The organism is Clostridium sp., from assembly GCF_050717545.1.
Classification (GTDB): Bacteria; Bacillota; Clostridia; order Clostridiales; family Clostridiaceae; genus Clostridium_AD.
The window spans coordinates 1-19,418 of record NZ_JBOITN010000035.1; the positions used below are offsets into that span (position 1 = coordinate 1).

Consider the following 19,418-nt stretch of genomic DNA (forward strand, 5'->3'; position numbering starts at 1 on the left):
GCTTTTTTTGAAATAGCGTATAAAAAAGCCTTTTTGTCATGCCTACAATTACTTCAAATATAACCTTTCATCCAAATTAATACTTTTATTCCACAAATGTGGAAATTTACAATTATTGTTTTCCGAGTACACTCATGTATATATTGTAAATCTAATTAACAATTATGTCAATATGTGATATAATTATGTATAAATCCACAAATTCATTATGCGAACTGTAGAAAGGAGCCTTAAATATATGTTTATATTTTTATTAGTTTTTTTAGATCAATTCATAAAACTAATTGTCTATACCTTTTTATCTAATGTAAAATTTAACATCTTTAATAATTTTTTTGGATTTAGATCACTATTAAATTCAAATCATTTGTCAGTCTTTAATAGTGATTTTTTGAATATAAATATAAATATAAATATATTAATAATACTTAATATATTTATTTGCTTATTTTTAATAAGTTTACTTAAATACTTCAGGCATATTAAAATAAAAACAACTGCTATTTATACAAGTCTACTATTATTTATAGCAGGTGGTATATCCTCTACTATAGATAGAATTTTTTGGGGAGGAAGCCTCGATTATGTAATATTATTGGGGTATATTATAGATCTAAAAGATATTTATTTATTCGTAGGTTCTATTATTATCTTAATAATAGTTATTAAAAACTTAGATTTTAAAAAAAGTAATAAAAAGGATATGCTTGTTATAAAAAATTATTTTGTTTTTATAAAAGATGCATGTAAGAAGTAACGATATACGCTTTAATATAGTTATGTAATATATGTCTTAACGTTTAAAATCTGCGTTGAATGAACAAATACTATCTATTATGTCTAAATTGGGGGCTAGAAAATGAAAAAAATCAACTTTTATTTATGGAAATTAAAGTTTTTTGAAGGAACTAAAATTCAAAAAAAAGAAATAAATAAAAAAAATCCGCCCAATAATATAACTCATAGTAAGATTACCGGAGAATATACTAAGATTAATTGTAAAGAGATAAATGTAGAAGAATTATACACATTTATTAAAATTAAAAACGCATACAATCTTAATTTAATAAGAATTTGTGTAGTTGTTTGTACAATTTTTTTTGTATTAACACTCATAAACTATATATAATTAATAAAGCCCTACCTCCTTAAATAAAATGGATTCTATATCAAGGATACACAAAAAAGCTACGCAACTAAAAGTTGATTTCTGTATTGTACAGTGGTCAACTTTTTTAATCCTTAATAAAATTAAAAGAATAAAATAGTTTGCTATTGAGATGGTGTTTTTAATAATTAGTATTGCAGTGTTTTTATCTAATATATACTTAATAATAAATATTAGTTTAATAAACGTATTATTCTAGCATCTTCTGTTTTATATGTAAAAAATATACAATTAAGCAAAAAATATTTATTTTATATTAAAATACGACAAAAAATTAAATTACCGGTAATTAATGGAGGCGGAAAATGAAAAATGTATTTAAAATGTATTATTGTGTTAATCAGCATGATTATAAAGATTGTGGTTGTGCCTGTTTAGCAACAATATGTAAGACATATGGACTGAAGTATCCAATATCTAAAATAAGAGAGGCATCTGGCACAGATAAAAAAGGTACAAGTGCTTTAGGCTTAATTAAAGCATCAGAACAATTAGGATTTTCGGCTAAGGGGGTTAAAGCAAGTAAATCAGAAGACATATTTAGTGGGATGCCGTTGCCAGCTATAGCTCATGTGGTTATAGATAAAACATTATTGCATTATGTTGTTATACATAAGATAAGTGAGAAAGAAATTTTAGTTGCAGATCCAGCGAAAGGGATAGTTAAGTATAAACCAGAAGATTTTTTTAAGATATGGACAGGCGTACTTATTATTATGACTCCAACTGTTAAGTTTGAAAAAGGAAATGAACTTAAGGGAGTATTTTCAAGGTTTTTTGATTTGATAAAACCGCAAAAAGGATTATTGGTTAATATATTTCTTTCATCGGTATTAATAACCATATTTGGTATTTTAGGATCATTTTATTTCAAGTTTTTATTAGATGACATAGTACCAAATAATCTAACTCAATCATTACATATATTTTCAATTGGATTTATTATTTTAATTACATTTAAGGTTATTACAAATGCTTTTAGAACTCAGCTTTTAATTCATTTAGGACAAAGGTTAGATATACCATTAATGCTTGGATATTATAATCATGTAATTAATTTACCAATGAACTTTTTTGGAACTAGAGAAGTTGGCGAAATAATATCAAGATTTAATGATGCTTCTAAAATAAGAGAGGCTATTTCAGGGGTAACGCTTACTATGATGATAGATGTTTTTATGGTTATAATAGGTGGATTAATATTATATTCTCAAAGTTCTTTGTTGTTTGGAATTACTTTAGTACCATTAATTTTTTACGCAGTAATAGTTTTTATATTTAAAAAGAGTATTGAAAAAGTTAATAGGGAAGCAATGGAGAGTAATGCAAAATTAACTTCTTATTTAGTTCAATCATTAAGCGGAATAGAAACTATAAAAGCTTTTAATGCAGAAAGAGAAGTTAATGCAGAAACAGAAAAAAGGTTTATAAAACTTATAAAAGCTGTATTTAGAAATGGATTTATAAATAACTTTCAGGTATCATTAAAAAGTTTTGTAAAAGGGATATTTTCAATTGTAATACTTTGGATTGGAACATTGCAAGTGTTAAATGGAAAGATAAGTTTTGGTGAACTATTAACATTTAATGCTTTATTAGTATATTTCTTAGATCCAATAGAAAACATCATTAACTTGCAACCAACTGTTCAAACGGCAATAGTTGCAGCTGAAAGGCTTTCAGAAATATTAGATTTATCATTAGAAAAATCAGTCCATGAAAATAAAAAAATAGATCCAAAAACTTTAAAGGGTGATATAGAATTCAAGAATTTAGATTTTAGATATGGGACAAGAAGTCTTATATTAAAAAATATAAATCTAAAAGTTAGATTTGGAGAAAAGATAGCTTTAGTTGGTGAAAGTGGCTCTGGAAAAACTACATTAGTAAAATTACTAATGAACTTCTACCAATGTGAAAAAGGTGAATTACTTATAAATGGATATAATATAAAAGATATTAATGTTGAGACATTAAGAGATAAAACAGCGTATATATCACAAGAAACATTTTTATTTAATGGAACAATAATTGAAAATTTATCACTTGGAAATCCATATGTAACATATGAAGAAATTATAGAAGCTTGCAAAAAAGCTCAAATACATGACTATGTAAACTCAATACCTTTAAGATACAATACTTTAGTTGAAGAAAATGGTTCTAATTTTTCCGGTGGACAAAAACAAAGATTATCAATAGCAAGAGCCATACTTAGAAAACCTGAAATTCTTATTATGGATGAAGCAACAAGCAACTTGGATTCAATAACTGAAAGAGCTATTGAAAAAACAATATATGATTTTAGTAAGGATATAACAACTGTAATAATTGCACATAGATTAAGCACTATTATGAGATGTGATAATATTTATATTATGGAAAAAGGACAAATTATAGAAAGAGGATCGCATATTGAACTTATAAAACAAAAAGGTAAATATTCTGATTTATGGAAAGAACAACTTCCTGATAGTTATGCAGAGGAAATGATAGTAGCTAAGGAGGTAGAAACAAATGAGGTATAAAATAGAAAATTTAGATGAACTTAGTGACAGTAGACAAATAATGGAAACTAGGCCTCATAAGTTTACAAGTATATTTATTTACATTCTATTAGCAGTAATTACTTCTTTTATATTATGGGCGTGTTTTAGTGAAAAAGAAGTTGTAGTTAAGGTAACTGGGACCGTAAAACCAAGTCAACAATCCTATGTAGTATCTAACCATATAGCCGGAGAAATAAAAGAATTATATATGAAAAATGGACAAATCATAAAAAAAGGCGAAGTCCTATATAAAACAGATGATGCTCCACTACAAATTCAGAAAAGCAAAGTAGAAGGTCAAAAAAAATATTTAACAAATGATGTAAGAAATTTAGTAAAATTAAGTAAAAGCATAGCTGATAATACTAACTACTTTAAGGATAGCGAGGAAGAAAAAGAGTATTATAGTAAATATAAAAGTTATGAAGCGGGTAACAATGTATCAGTTGAAGATAAAAACAATTTAATGAGTTCTAAAAATGATGCAACAAACAAAATAAATTATTTGGAGAAATTAAACAAATCTATAGAAGATAATAAAAACTATAATGAAGAAGGTAGTATTTATAGCGAGCAGTTTAATAATTATAAAATTTCAAGAAAATCTATAGAGGATAGTATAGTTATATTGGAAAAGAGTAAAAAAGAATTACAAACTCAAAATGATTCTGACGAGCAAATATTACAAATTGATGTTGAAATACAAAATAATAATAATGGATTAACTAAATTGAAAAGTGACATTAAGTTGCAAGTTATAAATTCAATTGATGAATTAAGATTACAAGTTAAAAATATTAATAGCAATGTAATTAAATTTGATGAAGTAGGAAATTTATCAAAAGAAAAAAATAAAATAACAATGTTAGCTCAAATTGAAGAAAAGTTAAATTTAAATGATGAAAAATTGAAAGAAATAGATTTAAACTTAAAGGAAATTAATAAAAATATAAGTGAATGTGTAGTTAAATCTAATATTGATGGAAAACTGGATATTAAAGCTAATTTAGAGCCTGGAGTTATGATTGAAATTGGAGCAATAGTTGCGAATATTTTGCCTAAATCAAATGATTACAAAATTGAATTAATTATACCTGATAAAGATATCGGAAATATAAAAAAGGGACAAGAAGTTAAATATAGCTTCTCTTCCTTACCATATAAGGAATATGGTTTTTTAAAGGGTAGTATAGAAAGCATAAGTGTTAATTCTCAAATTGATAATGAAAAAGGTGTTACTTTTTATACAGGAGAAGGAATATTAAAAAACAATATTCTGTATAGCCATAAAAATGAGAAAGCAGTAATAAAACCCGGAATGACGTGTGAAGGAAGAATAATTACACGAAGAAAGAATATGCTATATTATTTATTAGAAAAATTAAATCTTAAAGATTAATAAAGAAATAAGTAATTAAATTTATAAAGAAAAACAAATAAAATATAAGCTAATTTATAATTATCATGGGTGTTTTTTTAATTTAGCCCCTTTTTTGTGACAAAATGTATGATACAATAATTACAATAAAAGGGAATAAGGGGATTGATGATAATGAGTAAAAAGAAAATAAGTTTATTTATATGTGCTATGGTATTAACATTTAGTTTTGTTGGATGCTCAAAAGCTGAAACGAAAGAAGTGGTTAAATCAGATAAAATTGAAACTATTACACAATCTGTTAAAAAAATTGAACCAGCATTTTCTAGTGATATTAAAGATACTGGTAAAGGTAAAATAGAACTTGTAAATGAAAGTGGCAGTAGTAATGATGGATCTGTTGTAATTTTTGAAGATAAAGATATTCAAATAATGCAGATAGGATTTAATGCTGCAGAGTTTGATGGAGCTAAATTAAGCTATATTTATATTGATAATGTTGTTAATACTAATGAGCAATTAGGTGATACACAGATATCATTAGACTTAAAGGGTGATACTCTAAAAGTTGGTAAACATAAAGTAGAAGTTGCTCAATTTGATACAGATAAAACAGATGGCAAAGTTATAACTTATAAAACTGTGAGTTATGAAGTTAAAGCAAAATAAAGATAAAAATCAAGGGATTAGAGACAATTCCTTAATTTTATGCGAAAATAATCCTAATAGCAGGTAATTAAAGGATATTAACCATTTACAGCAATTATGGTTATGAGGTGATTTTATGGTACATAAGAAAAGTAAAAACTTACTGTTTTTTCTATGACCTCTGAGGTCGTTATATAAACTGTAAGTCTATGTTTGCTAGCCATATTGTTATTTTCAATGAAGAAAGTTTGTATGATACTTACAGCAAAGCGGTACGAACTGCCATAGACTATATAAACAAAAATTTCATAGACTACAGTCTATCTCTCAACCAGATATCTTCCACAGTAATGTTCATGAACACTGACTATTTGGGCAAACTGTTCAAAAATGAATGTGGCATTAAATTTTCGAACTATCTCCTTGCCATACGTATGAAAAAGGCCAAGTTGCTGATTAGATCTACAGATGCTTCTATTTCGTCGGTAGCTGAGCAAGTCGGCTTTCCTGACAATCATACTTACTTCAGTCAGTTGTTCAAAAAATATACAGGTGTACAACCAAAAGATTATAAAAATAGCCTACAGAAAAAATAAAGAGCCAACAAAAATTAGCAAAACAAATTATGGTCATAATTTGTTCACAACCACCGAGGGTCTTAATAAGCGAGGCGGATTTGCTATTGTAAAATTAAATAAATGTAACATCAAAAGTTTATCTCATAGAGAAATCTATGGGATAGGCTTTTTCTAATTATTTTAACAATAAATCAGTAATTATTGACAAAAATGTTACCTTATATAAAGGTATTTGGAAATTAATGTAGAATTATAGTGTATGGAAACTTAAGTAATTAGAGTGGAGCATGTATATGGATTATTTAAAGCGATAAATAAGTTGAGTAAGTTAAAAAGGTTATTACATAAGAGGGCATGAAGGAAGTGAGAGTAATGGAAATACTATTTGAATTATCAACGAAGTTTTGGTATCTATGGCTATTAGTTATTGCAGCAGGGGTATTAGAAGTCGTTATGCCTAAAATCAAAGGATTTCTTGGCGAAAAGTCTGTTGCCTTTTTATTATCAGGTCTAGATAAAACAAAGTATAAGTTAATTAACAACATAATGCTACAGGTAGGAAATAAAACAACACAAATAGATCATGTAATAGTATCTAACTATGGTATTTTTGTTATAGAAACTAAGAATTACAAGGGTTGGATTATTGGTAATGAATTTGATGATAATTGGAAGCAGGTAATTTATAAGCATAAAGAAAAACTGCATAATCCAATAAAACAAAATTATGGACATATACGAGCATTGAAAGAGATATTAAATGACTTTGGAGATATAAATTATATTTCAATAGTAGCTTTTACAACTAGAGCGGAGCTAAAAGTAACATCAAAAACGGATGTCGTGTACACTATAAATTTACCTAAGACGATTAGAAAATATAAGTCAGAGAACATAACTGATCTAGTTAAAGAGGATGTATATGCAAAATTAATTTCTTTAAATGTCGATAGTAAAGAAACTAGAAAAACTCATGTTAAAGCAATTCACAAGACATTAGCTGAAAAGGATATTAAAGTAAGTAGGGATATCTGTCCTAAATGTGGAGGAAAGTTAGTATTAAGAAATGGCAAGTATGGTCAATTTAAGGGGTGTAGCAGTTTTCCTAAATGTAGGTTTATTGCAAAGTAACAAAAATAGTTCCAGCTTTTGACAAGGGTCTGACCCCTTACACAGATTGGAAGTGAAACGGACAAGCTGTGTTGCTAACTGAAGGCACACTCTGATTCCATTTATTAAGAGGCGGATCCGACGCCGTTACAGAAATTGGTAACGAAGTGGACAAGTTCTGTTTGCTAACAAAGAATTAGGAGGCAATAAACATGCTTGAAAAAATGTTAATAGACAAGAAAAAGTACAAAAAATTATATAAAACAAAAGCTTTACTCATCTTCTTTATTATTCCAGTAGTTATTGAATTAATGCTATTAAGAATGATGGTATCAATAACACCTATAAATGAAGAGGTTATTTTACCTGTAATTATAGGTGGCATGTATATCCCAGGAAGTATAATAGTTGGTCTTACATTCTATTTTAGTTTCATGATGAAGTACAGTTTCACAGGATTCGTAATCGAAGATGGTAAGTTACAATTTGTTCTTGCACACAAGTGGAATAATCCAAAAGGAGTTTCATTCTACATGCATGATATACAGTTTGCAAGTAGTTATTCAATAACAAATAAAAAGATAACTGTAAATGGGCTCATAATTAAACAACTTGTAGAGGAAGGTAAGCCAGATAAAAAATATGATAAGACAGGATTAAATACAATAAGTGTTATAAATATATTCAAAAATATTAATATACTAGAAAATTATTTAATAAGCAATAAAGCAAGTAAACAGTAAACTAGACTATAATGTTATAAATATACAAGAACTAAATTTTTTTTTATAAACGACTGTATTCTTGTATAAATGAACTGAGAATAAGATTACTAAAACTAAATAGATAGCAATCATAAGATTATAGATGAAGTAACAAAAGTAATCGCATATGAAAAGGCTGGGGTAGAATTTAATTTTTGGCGAATTTGCTAAAAGATGAAAGAGAAAAGTGAGAATTTAAGAATAAATATAAGTTTTAATAATAATAACCAAGATATGGTTCTGTACAGTCATCTTAAAAAAAAGCGAGATAAATCAAATTATATTAAAGACCTAATTGAAGCAGATATGGTAAGTGATAAATAATTATTTTAAATAAATGATTAACAAAGATGGATTTTTAGTTCTTGCCATTTATAATAAAATCGAAAGCTAAAAAAGGATAGACATTATGACAGTATCATTAACTGTGTTACTTATAGGTTCAATTTTATCATTGAATTTACTTATATTAGTAATAATGAAATGTATGATTTCAATTACTAATTTAATTAAAGATTTACGCGACAATTCAGAAGAGGAAAATAAAACTATTTTGCAATTTCATAATTCAAAAACAAATGGGGTTGAGTGTAAATCCAAAGTCAATGGTTCGAACGTGATATATTTTAATTCATATTGCAAAGTTAAGTTAGTGGGTGAGATGGTAATATACACAATATTTAGTATGGTAGAAAATAAGTATATATAATGAATTGGATTTTATAAGTGGAAATGAAAATTTTATAGACATAGAGTTTTGTAGCAACAATAGCTAATGCCTCCACACTAATTGTAGGACGTGTTTTATGAACTTATTAATACTTGAAAAAGAGCCAGCAGATATAAATATCTGCTGGCTCCTTCTCTTTGGGTTTATGTAAATTTATATTTAATTAAAGGGGGACTCTAATTAAAAAAAATCAATTACTTTCTATGTATTTATAATAACAATTATTTATGTCATTGTAGTGACAAAACTAAAAATTAATTGTAAATTAAAGAGAAACTGGTTTAAAATATTTATTGTTATGAAAGATTATCTAAATTCAAATATATTTCTTAATTTCATATAACTCACTTCTTTAAAACTATTTATCACTAAATCAGCCATGGAAATGTCTTGGTTTCCGGCAGCGTCGCTATTAATTCCTACACACTTCATACCTGCTTTCTTAGCAGCAAGAACCCCGTTATGAGAATCCTCAATAACTATACAATTATCTGGGCTTACACCAAGCTTCTTTAAAGCAAAAAGAAATATATCTGGTTCAGGTTTACTCCTTTTTACATAGTCACCGGTAACAAAAACTTCAATGTATTCTTCTATTTGAAATTTTTTTACAATAGTCATAATTACATTTAGTGGAGATGATGAGGCAACGGCTAGTTTTATTCCATTCTCATGAAAATCTTTTATTAGTTCTTTAACCCCATAAATAAGAGTTATTTCGCATTCATCTGAATTAAGGTATTTAAAATACTTACTTCGATCATATCCAATTAACTCATCAAGTGTTTGATTAAGATTATATTTATTTTTTAGAGATTCCCACATATAATGAGAGGTTGATCCTACAAAAGAGTGATGCTCATCTTCTGTAACCTCTATTCCTAATTTTTTATAAGTTTCATTTTCCAGTTTCATATGTGTTGGTTCACTATCAATAATTACTCCATCCATATCAAATATAACTGCTTTCAGCATAAAATCATCCTCCTATTTACTGACCTCAGACTTAGATTATTATTCTTGTAGGTAACATTTATTATACCATAAGATTCAAGTATTTCTCCTAATCTTCTTTTATCCAAATTTATCATCACCTTATAACTATAGCATTTGAAATAATATATATTCTATACTAGTAAGATATATTATTCACATTTTTATTTCACTCATATTATTTTTAAATAAATCTATAGTTGTAAAACAAATTGTAACGTAGCGGAAAAGTTTATTTACTTTATAAGTGTAACAGAAACTCAAAACACAAAAAACATAATAATGGGAGTTTACTTTGTGAACTCGCATTATATATATAAATATTTAATTTTAAATTAAGTAGAGAGTAGTAATTCTAAGTTTAAAGTATTTTTAATTTGTCTTATCACATATATTTAAGGCCTCTTATTTACCTTCACAATTAATAATTTTATTTCGGTAAATAAAAAACTCAATGAAAAGAAAAAGGAATTAGGTAAACTATCTAGCCAACTAACTTTAAAAGAACAACAAATTACTACATTGAAACAACAAAATAATAATTTGCAAAATCAAAACTCATTGCTACAAGTTAATCAAAACAATACTTCAACTTCTAGTTTACCATCTGATTCAAATAATAATAAAAATATTCCTACTTTAAAACTCGGTGAAAAAACTGTTTATAACGATATTGAAGTATGTATCAATAAAGTAGAAAATTCAGGTAATAAAATAAAAGTATACTTTACTGTGAAAAATAATTCACAAAATACTTTAGATAGCAGGGGTGGTTTTGATTTTAAGCTAATTGACCCAAAGTATGAAGATGAATTAAATAATTCTGGTTATGGCATGAGTCCATCTTCAGGATCTCAATATGTTTATCCAAAAGAATCTTACAATGGGTATTATGAATGGAGCTTTGAACGAAATGTTGATATTAAAGAAATATCATATAGATTGATGTATAGTGGTTCTAAAAAAGATACTGTCGGTATTTGGATTTTGAAATAGATTGGAAATCAATAGTCCCCTCCTTATTAGGCTGTCATTAATTTAACACCATAAAAGTTAACTTTATAAATTATTAACTATTAGGGAGATTATGAATATAATCCCAACAAAAAAATGAATTATGATAATCAAGGCGACAATGAAAACGATGTTAAAATCAATGAGTTGGCTTTATATTATAATATAAGTGATGTTGAAAAATATCAAAAGCAGTTAGATAAAGTTAATGCTAAACTTAATAAAAAAATAGGAGGATAACAAAAATGAAAAAACCGGCAAGCATTACCCTTTGCGTGGCTTTGCTCGTAACTCTATTTACTGGGTGCAGCTCCACGCCGACAAGCTCGGGCAACGGCGACAATACCACTGTAAGCTCAACGGAAAGTAAAACCCCTGAAAAGCAAATACCCGACTTGACGGGAGAATGGAAACAATCAAACAGTAAATCTGATGATACTTATCAAGCCGCTACAATAAGCGGTGATACTATTGAAATTTACTGGGTAAGTGATAATGGTGACACAAAATCGCTTTATTGGACTGGCACTTTTGTCGCTCCAACAACTGCTGACGAACCTTACATATGGGCTTCGAAAAATGATCACAGTAAAACTGATAGTGCTATGCTCGCTTCAAGTGATGACACTAAAAATATGACATACCAAAACGGTGTATTAAGTTATGAAGCTTCCGCTATGGGCACGACTACAAAGGTTAAGCTCGAAAAACAAAAATAACGACAACAAAAGGAAAGTAAAAACTTACAGGTTTTACTACGACCTCTGAGGTCGTTACATAAACTGGAAGTTTATGTTTGCTACAGGTTTTATGAGAACACTTACATTATGGAACAGCTATTATTGCTAATTAATTTAAAAGAAAGGAGTGGAATAGAATTAAAAACAAGAGAATTATTAATATTGTAGTTTTTTTTATTAGGATTATCTCTTTTCCTGTACAAGCACATTCAGGACGAACCGATTCAAGTGGTGGTCATTATGTTAGAACAGCTGGTAAGGGTTATCCTGTAGGCTCTTATCATTATCATAATGGTGGGAGTAGTAATAATGGTAATGTTGATAATAGTGTAAATGAATATAACAAAGGTTACAAAGCTGGTCATTCCAAGGGGTATAATTATGGGTATAATGAGAATTATAATGAGGTTAATTATTCTGGAACAGAGTCTTATAATAATGGTTATGATGCTGGTTTTGATGAAGGGTTAAGTGTAAAAGTTGAATATAAGGAACAACAGAGAATAAAAAGGGAAAATCTTATTAAGGACGATTATAAACAAGGTTTTTTAAAAGGCTCTACCACTTCTACACCAAATTCAAAAAATATCCCATCGTATTCAAAGGATACAGAAAGACAACAATCGTATGTTAAAGGATATAGTGAGGGTATACAAAAGTTAATAAAGGATGATTACGACTTGGGTTATTCTACTGGGAAAGTGAAATATTCTTCTCCGTGCCCAGTTTATTCTAAGGACTTGAAACGGAATAATTCTTACTGTAATGGATTCATCACTGCTCAGAAGGAATATAATATTAAGAAGTATAAAGAAGATTTAGTGAAGTTAATCAATGAATCACATGATGAAGGATATAATCAAGCTTTCGATGATGTTGAACCTAAATTACCAGAAAGGTACAATAACCATTTTATAAAATATTTTAAAAATATAAATATATATAAGAATGTAAAAGATGATGAACTTATATCAATAAAAAATTCTAACAATATTGACGATGAGATTTTAATTAAATCATTTAAAGATGGATTTCACTCCAATGATGAAGTAACTATGATTGCTAATAATGGATATGAGGATGGGTTAGCTTTTCATAAGCTAAAAGTGGTAGGAAAGGGGCAAAAATTTTATACTACTCAATATAATAAAGGTAAAACACTAAGTTTTAACATTTGTATTATATTGGTTGTTGCAAGTACAGGTATTTACTTTTTTATCAGATGGAAACTTAAAAAAAGGAAACTTAAAATTTAAATCGATAATTTAAATTAAACTCTTAGCAACAAAAACTGTCCCAGTTTTTGACAAGGGTCTGACCCCTTACACAGATTGGAAGTGAAACGGACAAGCTGTGTTGCTAGAAAGAATGGAAAGATGAAAGTTACATGTATGATGAAGGCAGCTATCTGTATAAGACTTCAAGAAAAATTAAAAGCCTGCAGTATTTTACCGAAAAAAGTATTGTTCGCATATGGAATGAAGAAATGTTAAATTACGATTTTGATAATCATATCAAGGAGGCAAACAGAATTGAGGACATGATTAATGATACACTCATTGTAGAAAATGATGGTGAGTAGATGGTCGATATGCTCCAGCATACGTCACAGGAAGAAAGTAGGTCTATAAGTGTGAATGTTACATGGGGCTAGAGAAAGAGATTTGCAGATGGTAAAGTCAGCTTAGCAAAGCAGTTAACTTCATTAATGAACTATGGGGCTGGACAGTCACCTGAAAACAGTGAAGGCCGTTTCTATAAAATAATATTCAATATGAGTATAATCTTTTATAGGTGGTTTACATTTATTGGTCTACTGACACGACCCCGTTACAGAAATTGGTAACGAAGTGGACAAGTTCTGTTTGCTACCGTTACAGAAATTGGTAACGAAGTGGACAAGTTCTGTTTGCTACTGGCATTAATAATAAAGGACATCGAAATAACAGAAGCTGAATTGGAAAAAATGGCAAGTTAATACTTGATGATATTTAAATATATGTAAATAATCTACAAAATTAATTGCAGGTTTATTTACTGTACCTAAAATTCACAATATTTATTAATTATTTTGAAAAAATTCTATTTTCACCCATATTGTAACTACCATTTATAAAATAATGATAGTCATCATCCTTTGGAATATATTTCAATTCTTAGGTTGATGGCTATGGTTGGCTGATGCGACCCCATTACAGAAATTGGTAACATAGTGGACAAGTTCTGTTTGTTATTAGTTGGCTGGTACTACTCCATTGTAAAATTTGTAAGCAGCGGAACCTTTCCTCACTTTGTACCTTCCACACTATCTATTTCAACAACTGGAGTATGTTGAATGTGTTGGGGGTGGAATTTACTTTTGCAATTGAGGAAATATGGATATACATATACAATAAAGTAAATTAATGTTGAAATAAGTTTTGAATAGGTATACAATATAATTTAGAGAAGTTATTAAAGTATTTAGGATTATTAGTTAGAATAATATATGAATTAATGAATGAACTAGTTTTCAAGGCGTTGATTATTATAGAATCCATAATATTATTCTTTTGAAAAGAGGCAAAATTTCAGTACTAACTATTAGTAGACCTGAAAATCTAAATGCATTAAACTCAGAAACATTAAAAGAGCTAGACTTAGCAATTAATGTATCGACTAATTTGAAAGGAGTGAATTATTATGGAATTTAAAAATATTGTTCTTCAAAAAGAAGACAAGGTTGCGGTACTTACTATTAGTAGACCAAAAGCTCTAAATGCATTAAACTCAGAAACATTAAAAGAGCTAAATTTAGCAATAGATGAAGTTGCTAAAGACGATGAAATATATGCATTAATTTTGACAGGTGAAGGTAAAGCTTTTGTAGCAGGAGCTGATATTGCCGAAATGAAAGAATTAGACGTAATTGCTGGAAGAAAATTTGGAAAATTGGGGAATGAAGTTTTTAGAAAACTAGAAACTTTGGAAAAACCTGTAATAGCTGCAATAAATGGATTTGCTCTTGGTGGAGGATGCGAGCTTTCTATGTCTTGTGATATTAGAATAGCATCAGCAAAAGCAAAATTTGGACAACCTGAGGTAGGCCTTGGAATAACTCCTGGTTTCGGAGGTACACAAAGACTTCCTAGACTTGTAGGACTTGGCAATGCTAAAGAATTAATTTATACAGCAAAAATTATAAATGCAGAAGAAGCATTAAGAATTGGACTTGTTAATAAAGTAGTTGAGCCAGAGAATTTAATGGAAGAAGCTAAAACACTTGCAAATACAATTGCGGGTCAAGCACCGATTGCAGTAAGTCTTTGTAAAGCAGCAATAAACACAGGAATACAATTAGATATAGACTCAGCACTTTCATATGAATCAGAAGTATTCGGAGAATGTTTCTCTACTGATGATCAAAAAAGCGGAATGAAAGCGTTTATTGAAAGAACTGAAAAATGTTTTAAAAATAGGTAATTATAAATACTCTGCAAAAATAATAGGAAGATAATGATTATTATCTTCCTTAGAGAATAGCGAGGAGGAAAGTTCATGAATTTCACATTGACAAAAGAACAAGAGTTTGTAAAACAGATGGTAAGTGAATTCGCATTAAATGAGGTTAAGCCAATAGCTGCGGATATTGATGTAACAGAAAGATTTCCAAGTGAAACTGTAGAAAAAATGGCTAGATACCATATGATGGGTATTCCAATAGCAACTAAATACGGTGGTGCAGGCGGAAATAATTTATCATACATTATTGCTGTTGAAGAATTATCAAAAGTATGTGCAACAACAGGAGTTGTATTGTCAGCTCATACTTCATTGTGCGCAGGCCCAATAGATGCTTTTGGAACAGAAGATCAAAAAATGAAATATTTAGTTCCACTTGCAAATGGATCTAAACTAGGAGCTTTTGGATTAACTGAACCTAATGCAGGAACAGATGCATCAGGTCAACAAACTACAGCAACTTTAGATGGTGATAATTATATATTAAATGGTTCAAAAATATTTATCACAAACGGTGGAGTAGCAGATACATTTGTAGTATTTGCCATGACTGATAAAACTAAGGGAACAAGAGGAATTACAGCTTTCATAGTTGAAAAAGAATTTCCTGGTTTCTCAATAGGAAAACTTGAAGATAAATTAGGAATAAGAGCATCGTCAACCACAGAACTTGTATTTGAGAATTGCATAGTTCCAAAAGAAAATATGCTTGGTAAAGAAGGAAGAGGTTTTGGTATTGCAATGAAGACTCTTGATGGAGGAAGAATTGGAGTAGCAGCTCAAGCTTTAGGAATTGCAGAAGGAGCATTAGAGGAAGCTACTAAATACATGAAAGAAAGAAAACAATTTGGAAAACCACTTGCAGCATTCCAAGGTTTACAATGGATGGTTGCAGAACTTGATGTTAAAATCGAAGCTGCTAAACTTTTAGTTTATAAAGCAGCATTTAATAAAGATAATGGTCTGTCTTATACGGTAGAAGCAGCTAGAGCAAAATTATTTGCTTCAGAAACAGCTATGGAAGTTACAACTAAAGCCATTCAAATTTTTGGCGGATATGGTTACACTAAAGAATATCCATTAGAAAGAATGATGAGAGATGCGAAGATTACTGAGATATATGAAGGAACCTCGGAAGTTCAGAAAATGGTTATAGCTGGAAATTTATTAAAGTAGGAGGAGATTAAGGAATGAATATAGTTGTATGTTTAAAACAAGTTCCAGATACAAACGAAGTTAAAATAGATCCTAAAACAGGAACCCTTATAAGAGAAGGAGTTCCATCAATAATAAATCCAGATGATAAAAATGCTTTAGAAGAATCTTTAAGATTAAAAGATGAACATGGTGCGCATGTGACTGTAATAAGCATGGGACCACCTCAAGCAGAAAAAGCATTAAGAGAAGCACTAGCTATGGGCGCTGATGAAGCGATACTAGTATCTGATAGAGCATTTGCTGGAGCAGATACACTAGCTACATCTCATGCACTTGCTGCAACATTAAAGAAATTAGACTACGATGTAGTATTTGCTGGAAGACAAGCAATAGATGGAGATACAGCGCAAGTTGGACCAGAAATTGCAGAACATTTAAATCTTGCACAAATTACATATGTTGAAAAAGTTGATGTAATTGAGGGCGGATTAAAAGTTAGAAGAGCTTGGGAAGACGGATATGAAGATATCGAAGTTAAAACTCCTGTTCTTTTAACAGCTATAAAAGAATTAAATGAGCCAAGATATATGAATATAAAAAGTATTTTTGAAATGTTCCAGACTAAAGAAGTAAAAGTTTGGAGTGCGGCAGATATCGGAGCAGACATATCTTTGCTCGGACTTAAAGGATCACCAACAAAGGTTAAAAAGTCAATGACTAAAGAACCTAAGGGAAAAGGCGAATTGATACAATTGCCAGCAGGAGAAGCTGCATTATTTGTAGTTTCAAAATTAAAAGAAAATCACTATATCTAAGACGTAGGAGGGATTAAGTTATGAATTTAGAAGATTATAAGGGCGTATGGGTCTTTGCTGAGCAAAGAGACGGAGAACTTCAAAAGATTTCATTCGAACTTTTAGGTAAGGGACGAGAAATTGCTGATAAATTAGGAGAAGAATTAACAGCTGTATTACTTGGTGATAAAACTGATGATATGGTGAAAGAATTAGTAGCATATGGAGCTGACAAAGTAATAGTTGCGAGTTCCCCACTTCTTGATCACTTTACAACTGATGCATATGCAAAAGTAATATGTGATCTTGCAAATGCGCGAAAACCAGAAATAATATTTGTTGGAGCAACTTATTTAGGAAGAGATTTAGGTCCTAGAATATCAGCAAGACTTGCAACAGGTTTAACTGCAGATTGTACGTCATTAGATGTAGATACAGAGAACAACAATTTAATGATGACAAGACCAGCATTTGGAGGAAACTTAATGGCTACTATAGTTTGTGGTGATCATAGACCACAAATGGCTACTATTAGACCAGGAGTTTTTGATAAATTAGCTAGAGATGCTAGTAGAAGTTGCCCAGTTGAAAAAGTTACTGTAAATCTTAAGGAATCAGATATCAGAACTAAAAGTTTAGAAGTCGCACACGTTGCGCAAACGTTAGCTGATATTGGAGAAGCAAACATTATAGTATCTGGTGGTCGTGGAGTTGGAAGTAAAGAAAACTTCGCATTACTTGAAAAACTTGCAGTTACACTTGATGGTGTTGTTGGAGCTTCAAGAGCTGCAGTTGAAAATGAGTGGATAGATAAATCTGTTCAGGTAGGTCAAACAGGAAAAACTGTAAGACCAACAGTATATATAGCTTGTGGTATTTCAGGAGCAATTCAGCATTTAGCTGGTATGCAAGATTCTGATTTCATAATAGCTATAAATACAGATGCAACCGCACCTATCATGAAAGCTGCTGATGTAGCAGTAGCTGGAGATTTCTTAAAAGTTATTCCAGAAATGATAGCTCAAATAAATACATTAAGAAATAAATAAATAGTTTTTAGATAGAGAGAGCCTATTATAATAATAAATTCGCACAATATACTTGGCCTAATGTTAATATTTAGTATTAGATTAAGTTTTAAATATAGGTAATACCTTTATTTTAGTGAAAAATAAATTCGAGGAGTGTGTTATTATGAAAAAGATTTTTGTACTTGGCGCTGGAACTATGGGAGCAGGTATCGTTCAAACATTTGCAGTAAGCGGATGCGAAGTAATAATGAGAGATATTAAAGATGAATTTGTTGATAGAGGACTTGCAACAATTAAAAAGAATTTAGAAAGATTAGTTAAAAAAGAAAAAATCACTCAAGCACAAATGGAAGAAATACTTTCAAGAATTACAGGAACTACTGATATGCAACTGGCAGCAGACTGTGATTTAGTAGTTGAAGCAGCTGTAGAAATCATGAAAATAAAGAAAGAAATTTTTGCAGAGCTTGATAAAATCTGTAAACCAGAAACTATCTTATCATCAAATACATCATCACTTTCTATAACTGAAGTAGGAGCTGCTACAAGTAGACCTGATAAGGTTATAGGGATGCATTTCTTTAATCCAGCTCCAATGATGAAGCTTGTAGAAATAATTAAGGGAATGGGAACATCAGATGAAACTTTCGATGCAGTTAAAGAAATTGCAATTGCTATCGGTAAAGATCCAGTTGAAGTTGCAGAGGCTCCAGGTTTTGTTGTAAATAGAATATTAATTCCAATGGTTAACGAAGCTATAGGAATCCTTGCAGAAGGTATTGCATCTGCAGAAGATATTGATAAAGCAATGAAACTTGGTGCTAATCACCCAATGGGTCCTTTAGGACTAGGAGATCTTATAGGTCTTGATGTATGTCTTGCTATAATGGATGTTTTATATACTGAGACTGGAGATACTAAGTACAGAGCTCATAGTCTTTTAAGAAAATATGTTAGAGGCGGATTACTAGGAAGAAAAACTAAAAAAGGAATATTTGATTATTCAAAATAAGATAATATTTTGAATGTTGAAATTAGAGAGCATTCTAGCCTATATAGGGTGGGAGTGCTTTTTTTTTATAAAAAAACAACTACTATACTGTAAAAAAATAAAACAATTGTAAGTAGGATTACAAATTATATTGTATGAATATAGATTTTGCAATGTTAAAGTTATATAATTCACAATGTAGTAAATAAATAACAAAGTCATAACAAATATTGTAAATATGTAATATTAACGGTATAAAAATATATACAGC

General features: G+C 29.5%; 22 protein-coding genes and 1 pseudogene. 22 read left to right on the forward strand and 1 reads right to left on the reverse strand.

What is annotated here, in order from left to right:
- Window positions 1-238: 238 nt before the first annotated feature.
- The 10 genes from ACREVX_RS11515 to ACREVX_RS11560 all read left to right on the forward strand — a co-directional run bounded on the left by ACREVX_RS11515 (window position 239) and on the right by ACREVX_RS11560 (window position 8,904).
- A complete protein-coding gene (locus ACREVX_RS11515; RefSeq protein WP_431544328.1) occupies window positions 239-757 on the forward strand; it encodes a signal peptidase II in 519 nt (172 codons plus the stop codon).
- Between the two features lie 102 nt (window positions 758-859).
- Window positions 860-1,129, forward strand: coding sequence for a hypothetical protein (locus ACREVX_RS11520; protein ID WP_431544329.1), 270 nt, complete (start codon window positions 860-862; stop codon window positions 1,127-1,129).
- A 344-nt stretch (window positions 1,130-1,473) separates the two neighbouring features.
- Window positions 1,474-3,696, forward strand: a complete 2,223-nt coding sequence (locus tag ACREVX_RS11525) for a peptidase domain-containing ABC transporter (protein ID WP_431544330.1) — start codon at window positions 1,474-1,476, stop codon at window positions 3,694-3,696.
- On the forward strand, window positions 3,686-5,116 hold the full coding sequence (locus tag ACREVX_RS11530; RefSeq protein WP_431544331.1) for a beta-barrel domain-containing protein: 1,431 nt from the start codon (window positions 3,686-3,688) through the stop codon (window positions 5,114-5,116). The genes ACREVX_RS11525 and ACREVX_RS11530 overlap by 11 nt, the downstream gene beginning before the upstream one ends.
- A gap of 153 nt (window positions 5,117-5,269) precedes the next feature.
- Entirely contained in the window at window positions 5,270-5,764 is a 495-nt protein-coding gene (locus ACREVX_RS11535; protein ID WP_431544332.1) for a hypothetical protein, read from the forward strand.
- A 335-nt stretch (window positions 5,765-6,099) separates the two neighbouring features.
- Window positions 6,100-6,339, forward strand: a complete 240-nt coding sequence (locus ACREVX_RS11540; RefSeq protein ID WP_431544436.1) for a helix-turn-helix domain-containing protein — start codon at window positions 6,100-6,102, stop codon at window positions 6,337-6,339.
- A gap of 354 nt (window positions 6,340-6,693) precedes the next feature.
- Window positions 6,694-7,452: an NERD domain-containing protein gene (locus ACREVX_RS11545; RefSeq protein WP_431544333.1), complete on the forward strand. Its 759-nt coding sequence runs from the start codon at window positions 6,694-6,696 to the stop codon at window positions 7,450-7,452.
- Between the two features lie 191 nt (window positions 7,453-7,643).
- The gene (locus tag ACREVX_RS11550) at window positions 7,644-8,174 is read left to right on the forward strand and encodes a hypothetical protein (RefSeq protein ID WP_431544334.1); all 531 of its coding nucleotides are present in this window, start codon (window positions 7,644-7,646) and stop codon (window positions 8,172-8,174) included.
- A gap of 195 nt (window positions 8,175-8,369) precedes the next feature.
- The gene (locus tag ACREVX_RS11555) at window positions 8,370-8,519 is read left to right on the forward strand and encodes a hypothetical protein (protein WP_431544335.1); all 150 of its coding nucleotides are present in this window, start codon (window positions 8,370-8,372) and stop codon (window positions 8,517-8,519) included.
- An 85-nt stretch (window positions 8,520-8,604) separates the two neighbouring features.
- Window positions 8,605-8,904: a hypothetical protein gene (locus tag ACREVX_RS11560; protein WP_431544336.1), complete on the forward strand. Its 300-nt coding sequence runs from the start codon at window positions 8,605-8,607 to the stop codon at window positions 8,902-8,904.
- A 327-nt stretch (window positions 8,905-9,231) separates the two neighbouring features.
- On the opposite strand, the gene ACREVX_RS11565 is transcribed toward ACREVX_RS11560, so the two are convergent.
- The gene (locus ACREVX_RS11565; RefSeq protein WP_431544337.1) at window positions 9,232-9,900 is read right to left on the reverse strand and encodes an HAD family hydrolase; all 669 of its coding nucleotides are present in this window, start codon (window positions 9,898-9,900) and stop codon (window positions 9,232-9,234) included.
- Window positions 9,901-10,461: 561 nt separating this feature from the next.
- Here ACREVX_RS11565 and ACREVX_RS11570 point away from each other — a divergent pair.
- The 12 genes and pseudogenes from ACREVX_RS11570 to ACREVX_RS11625 all read left to right on the forward strand — a co-directional run bounded on the left by ACREVX_RS11570 (window position 10,462) and on the right by ACREVX_RS11625 (window position 19,168).
- Window positions 10,462-10,914 (forward strand): hypothetical protein, encoded by a 453-nt coding sequence (locus ACREVX_RS11570; RefSeq protein WP_431544338.1) that lies wholly within the window; start codon window positions 10,462-10,464, stop codon window positions 10,912-10,914.
- 114 nt (window positions 10,915-11,028) lie between these two features.
- Complete coding sequence (locus tag ACREVX_RS11575) at window positions 11,029-11,172, forward strand: hypothetical protein (protein ID WP_431544339.1); 144 nt, start codon at window positions 11,029-11,031, stop codon at window positions 11,170-11,172.
- Between the two features lie 155 nt (window positions 11,173-11,327).
- Window positions 11,328-11,651, forward strand: coding sequence for a hypothetical protein (locus ACREVX_RS11580; protein WP_431544340.1), 324 nt, complete (start codon window positions 11,328-11,330; stop codon window positions 11,649-11,651).
- A 206-nt stretch (window positions 11,652-11,857) separates the two neighbouring features.
- Window positions 11,858-11,953: pseudogene (locus ACREVX_RS11585) on the forward strand (YHYH domain-containing protein); the annotation flags it as partial.
- Window positions 11,954-12,352: 399 nt separating this feature from the next.
- A complete protein-coding gene (locus ACREVX_RS11590) occupies window positions 12,353-12,928 on the forward strand; it encodes a hypothetical protein (RefSeq protein ID WP_431544341.1) in 576 nt (191 codons plus the stop codon).
- Between the two features lie 81 nt (window positions 12,929-13,009).
- Window positions 13,010-13,165 (forward strand): hypothetical protein, encoded by a 156-nt coding sequence (locus ACREVX_RS11595; RefSeq protein WP_431544342.1) that lies wholly within the window; start codon window positions 13,010-13,012, stop codon window positions 13,163-13,165.
- Window positions 13,166-14,224: 1,059 nt separating this feature from the next.
- Window positions 14,225-14,365, forward strand: coding sequence for a hypothetical protein (locus tag ACREVX_RS11600; RefSeq protein WP_431544343.1), 141 nt, complete (start codon window positions 14,225-14,227; stop codon window positions 14,363-14,365).
- On the forward strand, window positions 14,355-15,134 hold the full coding sequence (locus ACREVX_RS11605; RefSeq protein ID WP_431544344.1) for a short-chain-enoyl-CoA hydratase: 780 nt from the start codon (window positions 14,355-14,357) through the stop codon (window positions 15,132-15,134). Before ACREVX_RS11600 ends, ACREVX_RS11605 begins: the two co-directional genes overlap by 11 nt.
- Before the next feature lie 75 nt (window positions 15,135-15,209).
- Window positions 15,210-16,349, forward strand: coding sequence for an acyl-CoA dehydrogenase (locus ACREVX_RS11610; protein WP_431544345.1), 1,140 nt, complete (start codon window positions 15,210-15,212; stop codon window positions 16,347-16,349).
- A 14-nt stretch (window positions 16,350-16,363) separates the two neighbouring features.
- On the forward strand, window positions 16,364-17,146 hold the full coding sequence (locus ACREVX_RS11615; RefSeq protein WP_431544346.1) for an electron transfer flavoprotein subunit beta: 783 nt from the start codon (window positions 16,364-16,366) through the stop codon (window positions 17,144-17,146).
- A gap of 20 nt (window positions 17,147-17,166) precedes the next feature.
- Window positions 17,167-18,174, forward strand: coding sequence for an electron transfer flavoprotein subunit alpha/FixB family protein (locus ACREVX_RS11620; protein WP_431544347.1), 1,008 nt, complete (start codon window positions 17,167-17,169; stop codon window positions 18,172-18,174).
- A 145-nt stretch (window positions 18,175-18,319) separates the two neighbouring features.
- Window positions 18,320-19,168, forward strand: a complete 849-nt coding sequence (locus tag ACREVX_RS11625; RefSeq protein ID WP_431544348.1) for a 3-hydroxybutyryl-CoA dehydrogenase — start codon at window positions 18,320-18,322, stop codon at window positions 19,166-19,168.
- The last annotated feature ends 250 nt before the right edge of the window (window positions 19,169-19,418 follow it).

Coding starts and splice junctions, on each gene's coding strand:
- ACREVX_RS11625 (WP_431544348.1), top strand. CDS start 18,320: ATGAAAAAGATTTTTGTACTTGGCGCTGGAACTATGGGAGCAGGTATC.
- ACREVX_RS11525 (WP_431544330.1), top strand. CDS start 1,474: ATGAAAAATGTATTTAAAATGTATTATTGTGTTAATCAGCATGATTAT.
- ACREVX_RS11550 (WP_431544334.1), top strand. CDS start 7,644: ATGCTTGAAAAAATGTTAATAGACAAGAAAAAGTACAAAAAATTATAT.
- ACREVX_RS11560 (WP_431544336.1), top strand. CDS start 8,605: ATGACAGTATCATTAACTGTGTTACTTATAGGTTCAATTTTATCATTG.
- ACREVX_RS11515 (WP_431544328.1), top strand. CDS start 239: ATGTTTATATTTTTATTAGTTTTTTTAGATCAATTCATAAAACTAATT.
- ACREVX_RS11565 (WP_431544337.1), bottom strand. CDS start 9,900: ATGCTGAAAGCAGTTATATTTGATATGGATGGAGTAATTATTGATAGT.
- ACREVX_RS11520 (WP_431544329.1), top strand. CDS start 860: ATGAAAAAAATCAACTTTTATTTATGGAAATTAAAGTTTTTTGAAGGA.
- ACREVX_RS11605 (WP_431544344.1), top strand. CDS start 14,355: ATGGAATTTAAAAATATTGTTCTTCAAAAAGAAGACAAGGTTGCGGTA.
- ACREVX_RS11540 (WP_431544436.1), top strand. CDS start 6,100: ATGAACACTGACTATTTGGGCAAACTGTTCAAAAATGAATGTGGCATT.
- ACREVX_RS11545 (WP_431544333.1), top strand. CDS start 6,694: ATGGAAATACTATTTGAATTATCAACGAAGTTTTGGTATCTATGGCTA.
- ACREVX_RS11610 (WP_431544345.1), top strand. CDS start 15,210: ATGAATTTCACATTGACAAAAGAACAAGAGTTTGTAAAACAGATGGTA.
- ACREVX_RS11535 (WP_431544332.1), top strand. CDS start 5,270: ATGAGTAAAAAGAAAATAAGTTTATTTATATGTGCTATGGTATTAACA.
- ACREVX_RS11555 (WP_431544335.1), top strand. CDS start 8,370: ATGAAAGAGAAAAGTGAGAATTTAAGAATAAATATAAGTTTTAATAAT.
- ACREVX_RS11620 (WP_431544347.1), top strand. CDS start 17,167: ATGAATTTAGAAGATTATAAGGGCGTATGGGTCTTTGCTGAGCAAAGA.
- ACREVX_RS11615 (WP_431544346.1), top strand. CDS start 16,364: ATGAATATAGTTGTATGTTTAAAACAAGTTCCAGATACAAACGAAGTT.
- ACREVX_RS11575 (WP_431544339.1), top strand. CDS start 11,029: ATGAATTATGATAATCAAGGCGACAATGAAAACGATGTTAAAATCAAT.
- ACREVX_RS11530 (WP_431544331.1), top strand. CDS start 3,686: ATGAGGTATAAAATAGAAAATTTAGATGAACTTAGTGACAGTAGACAA.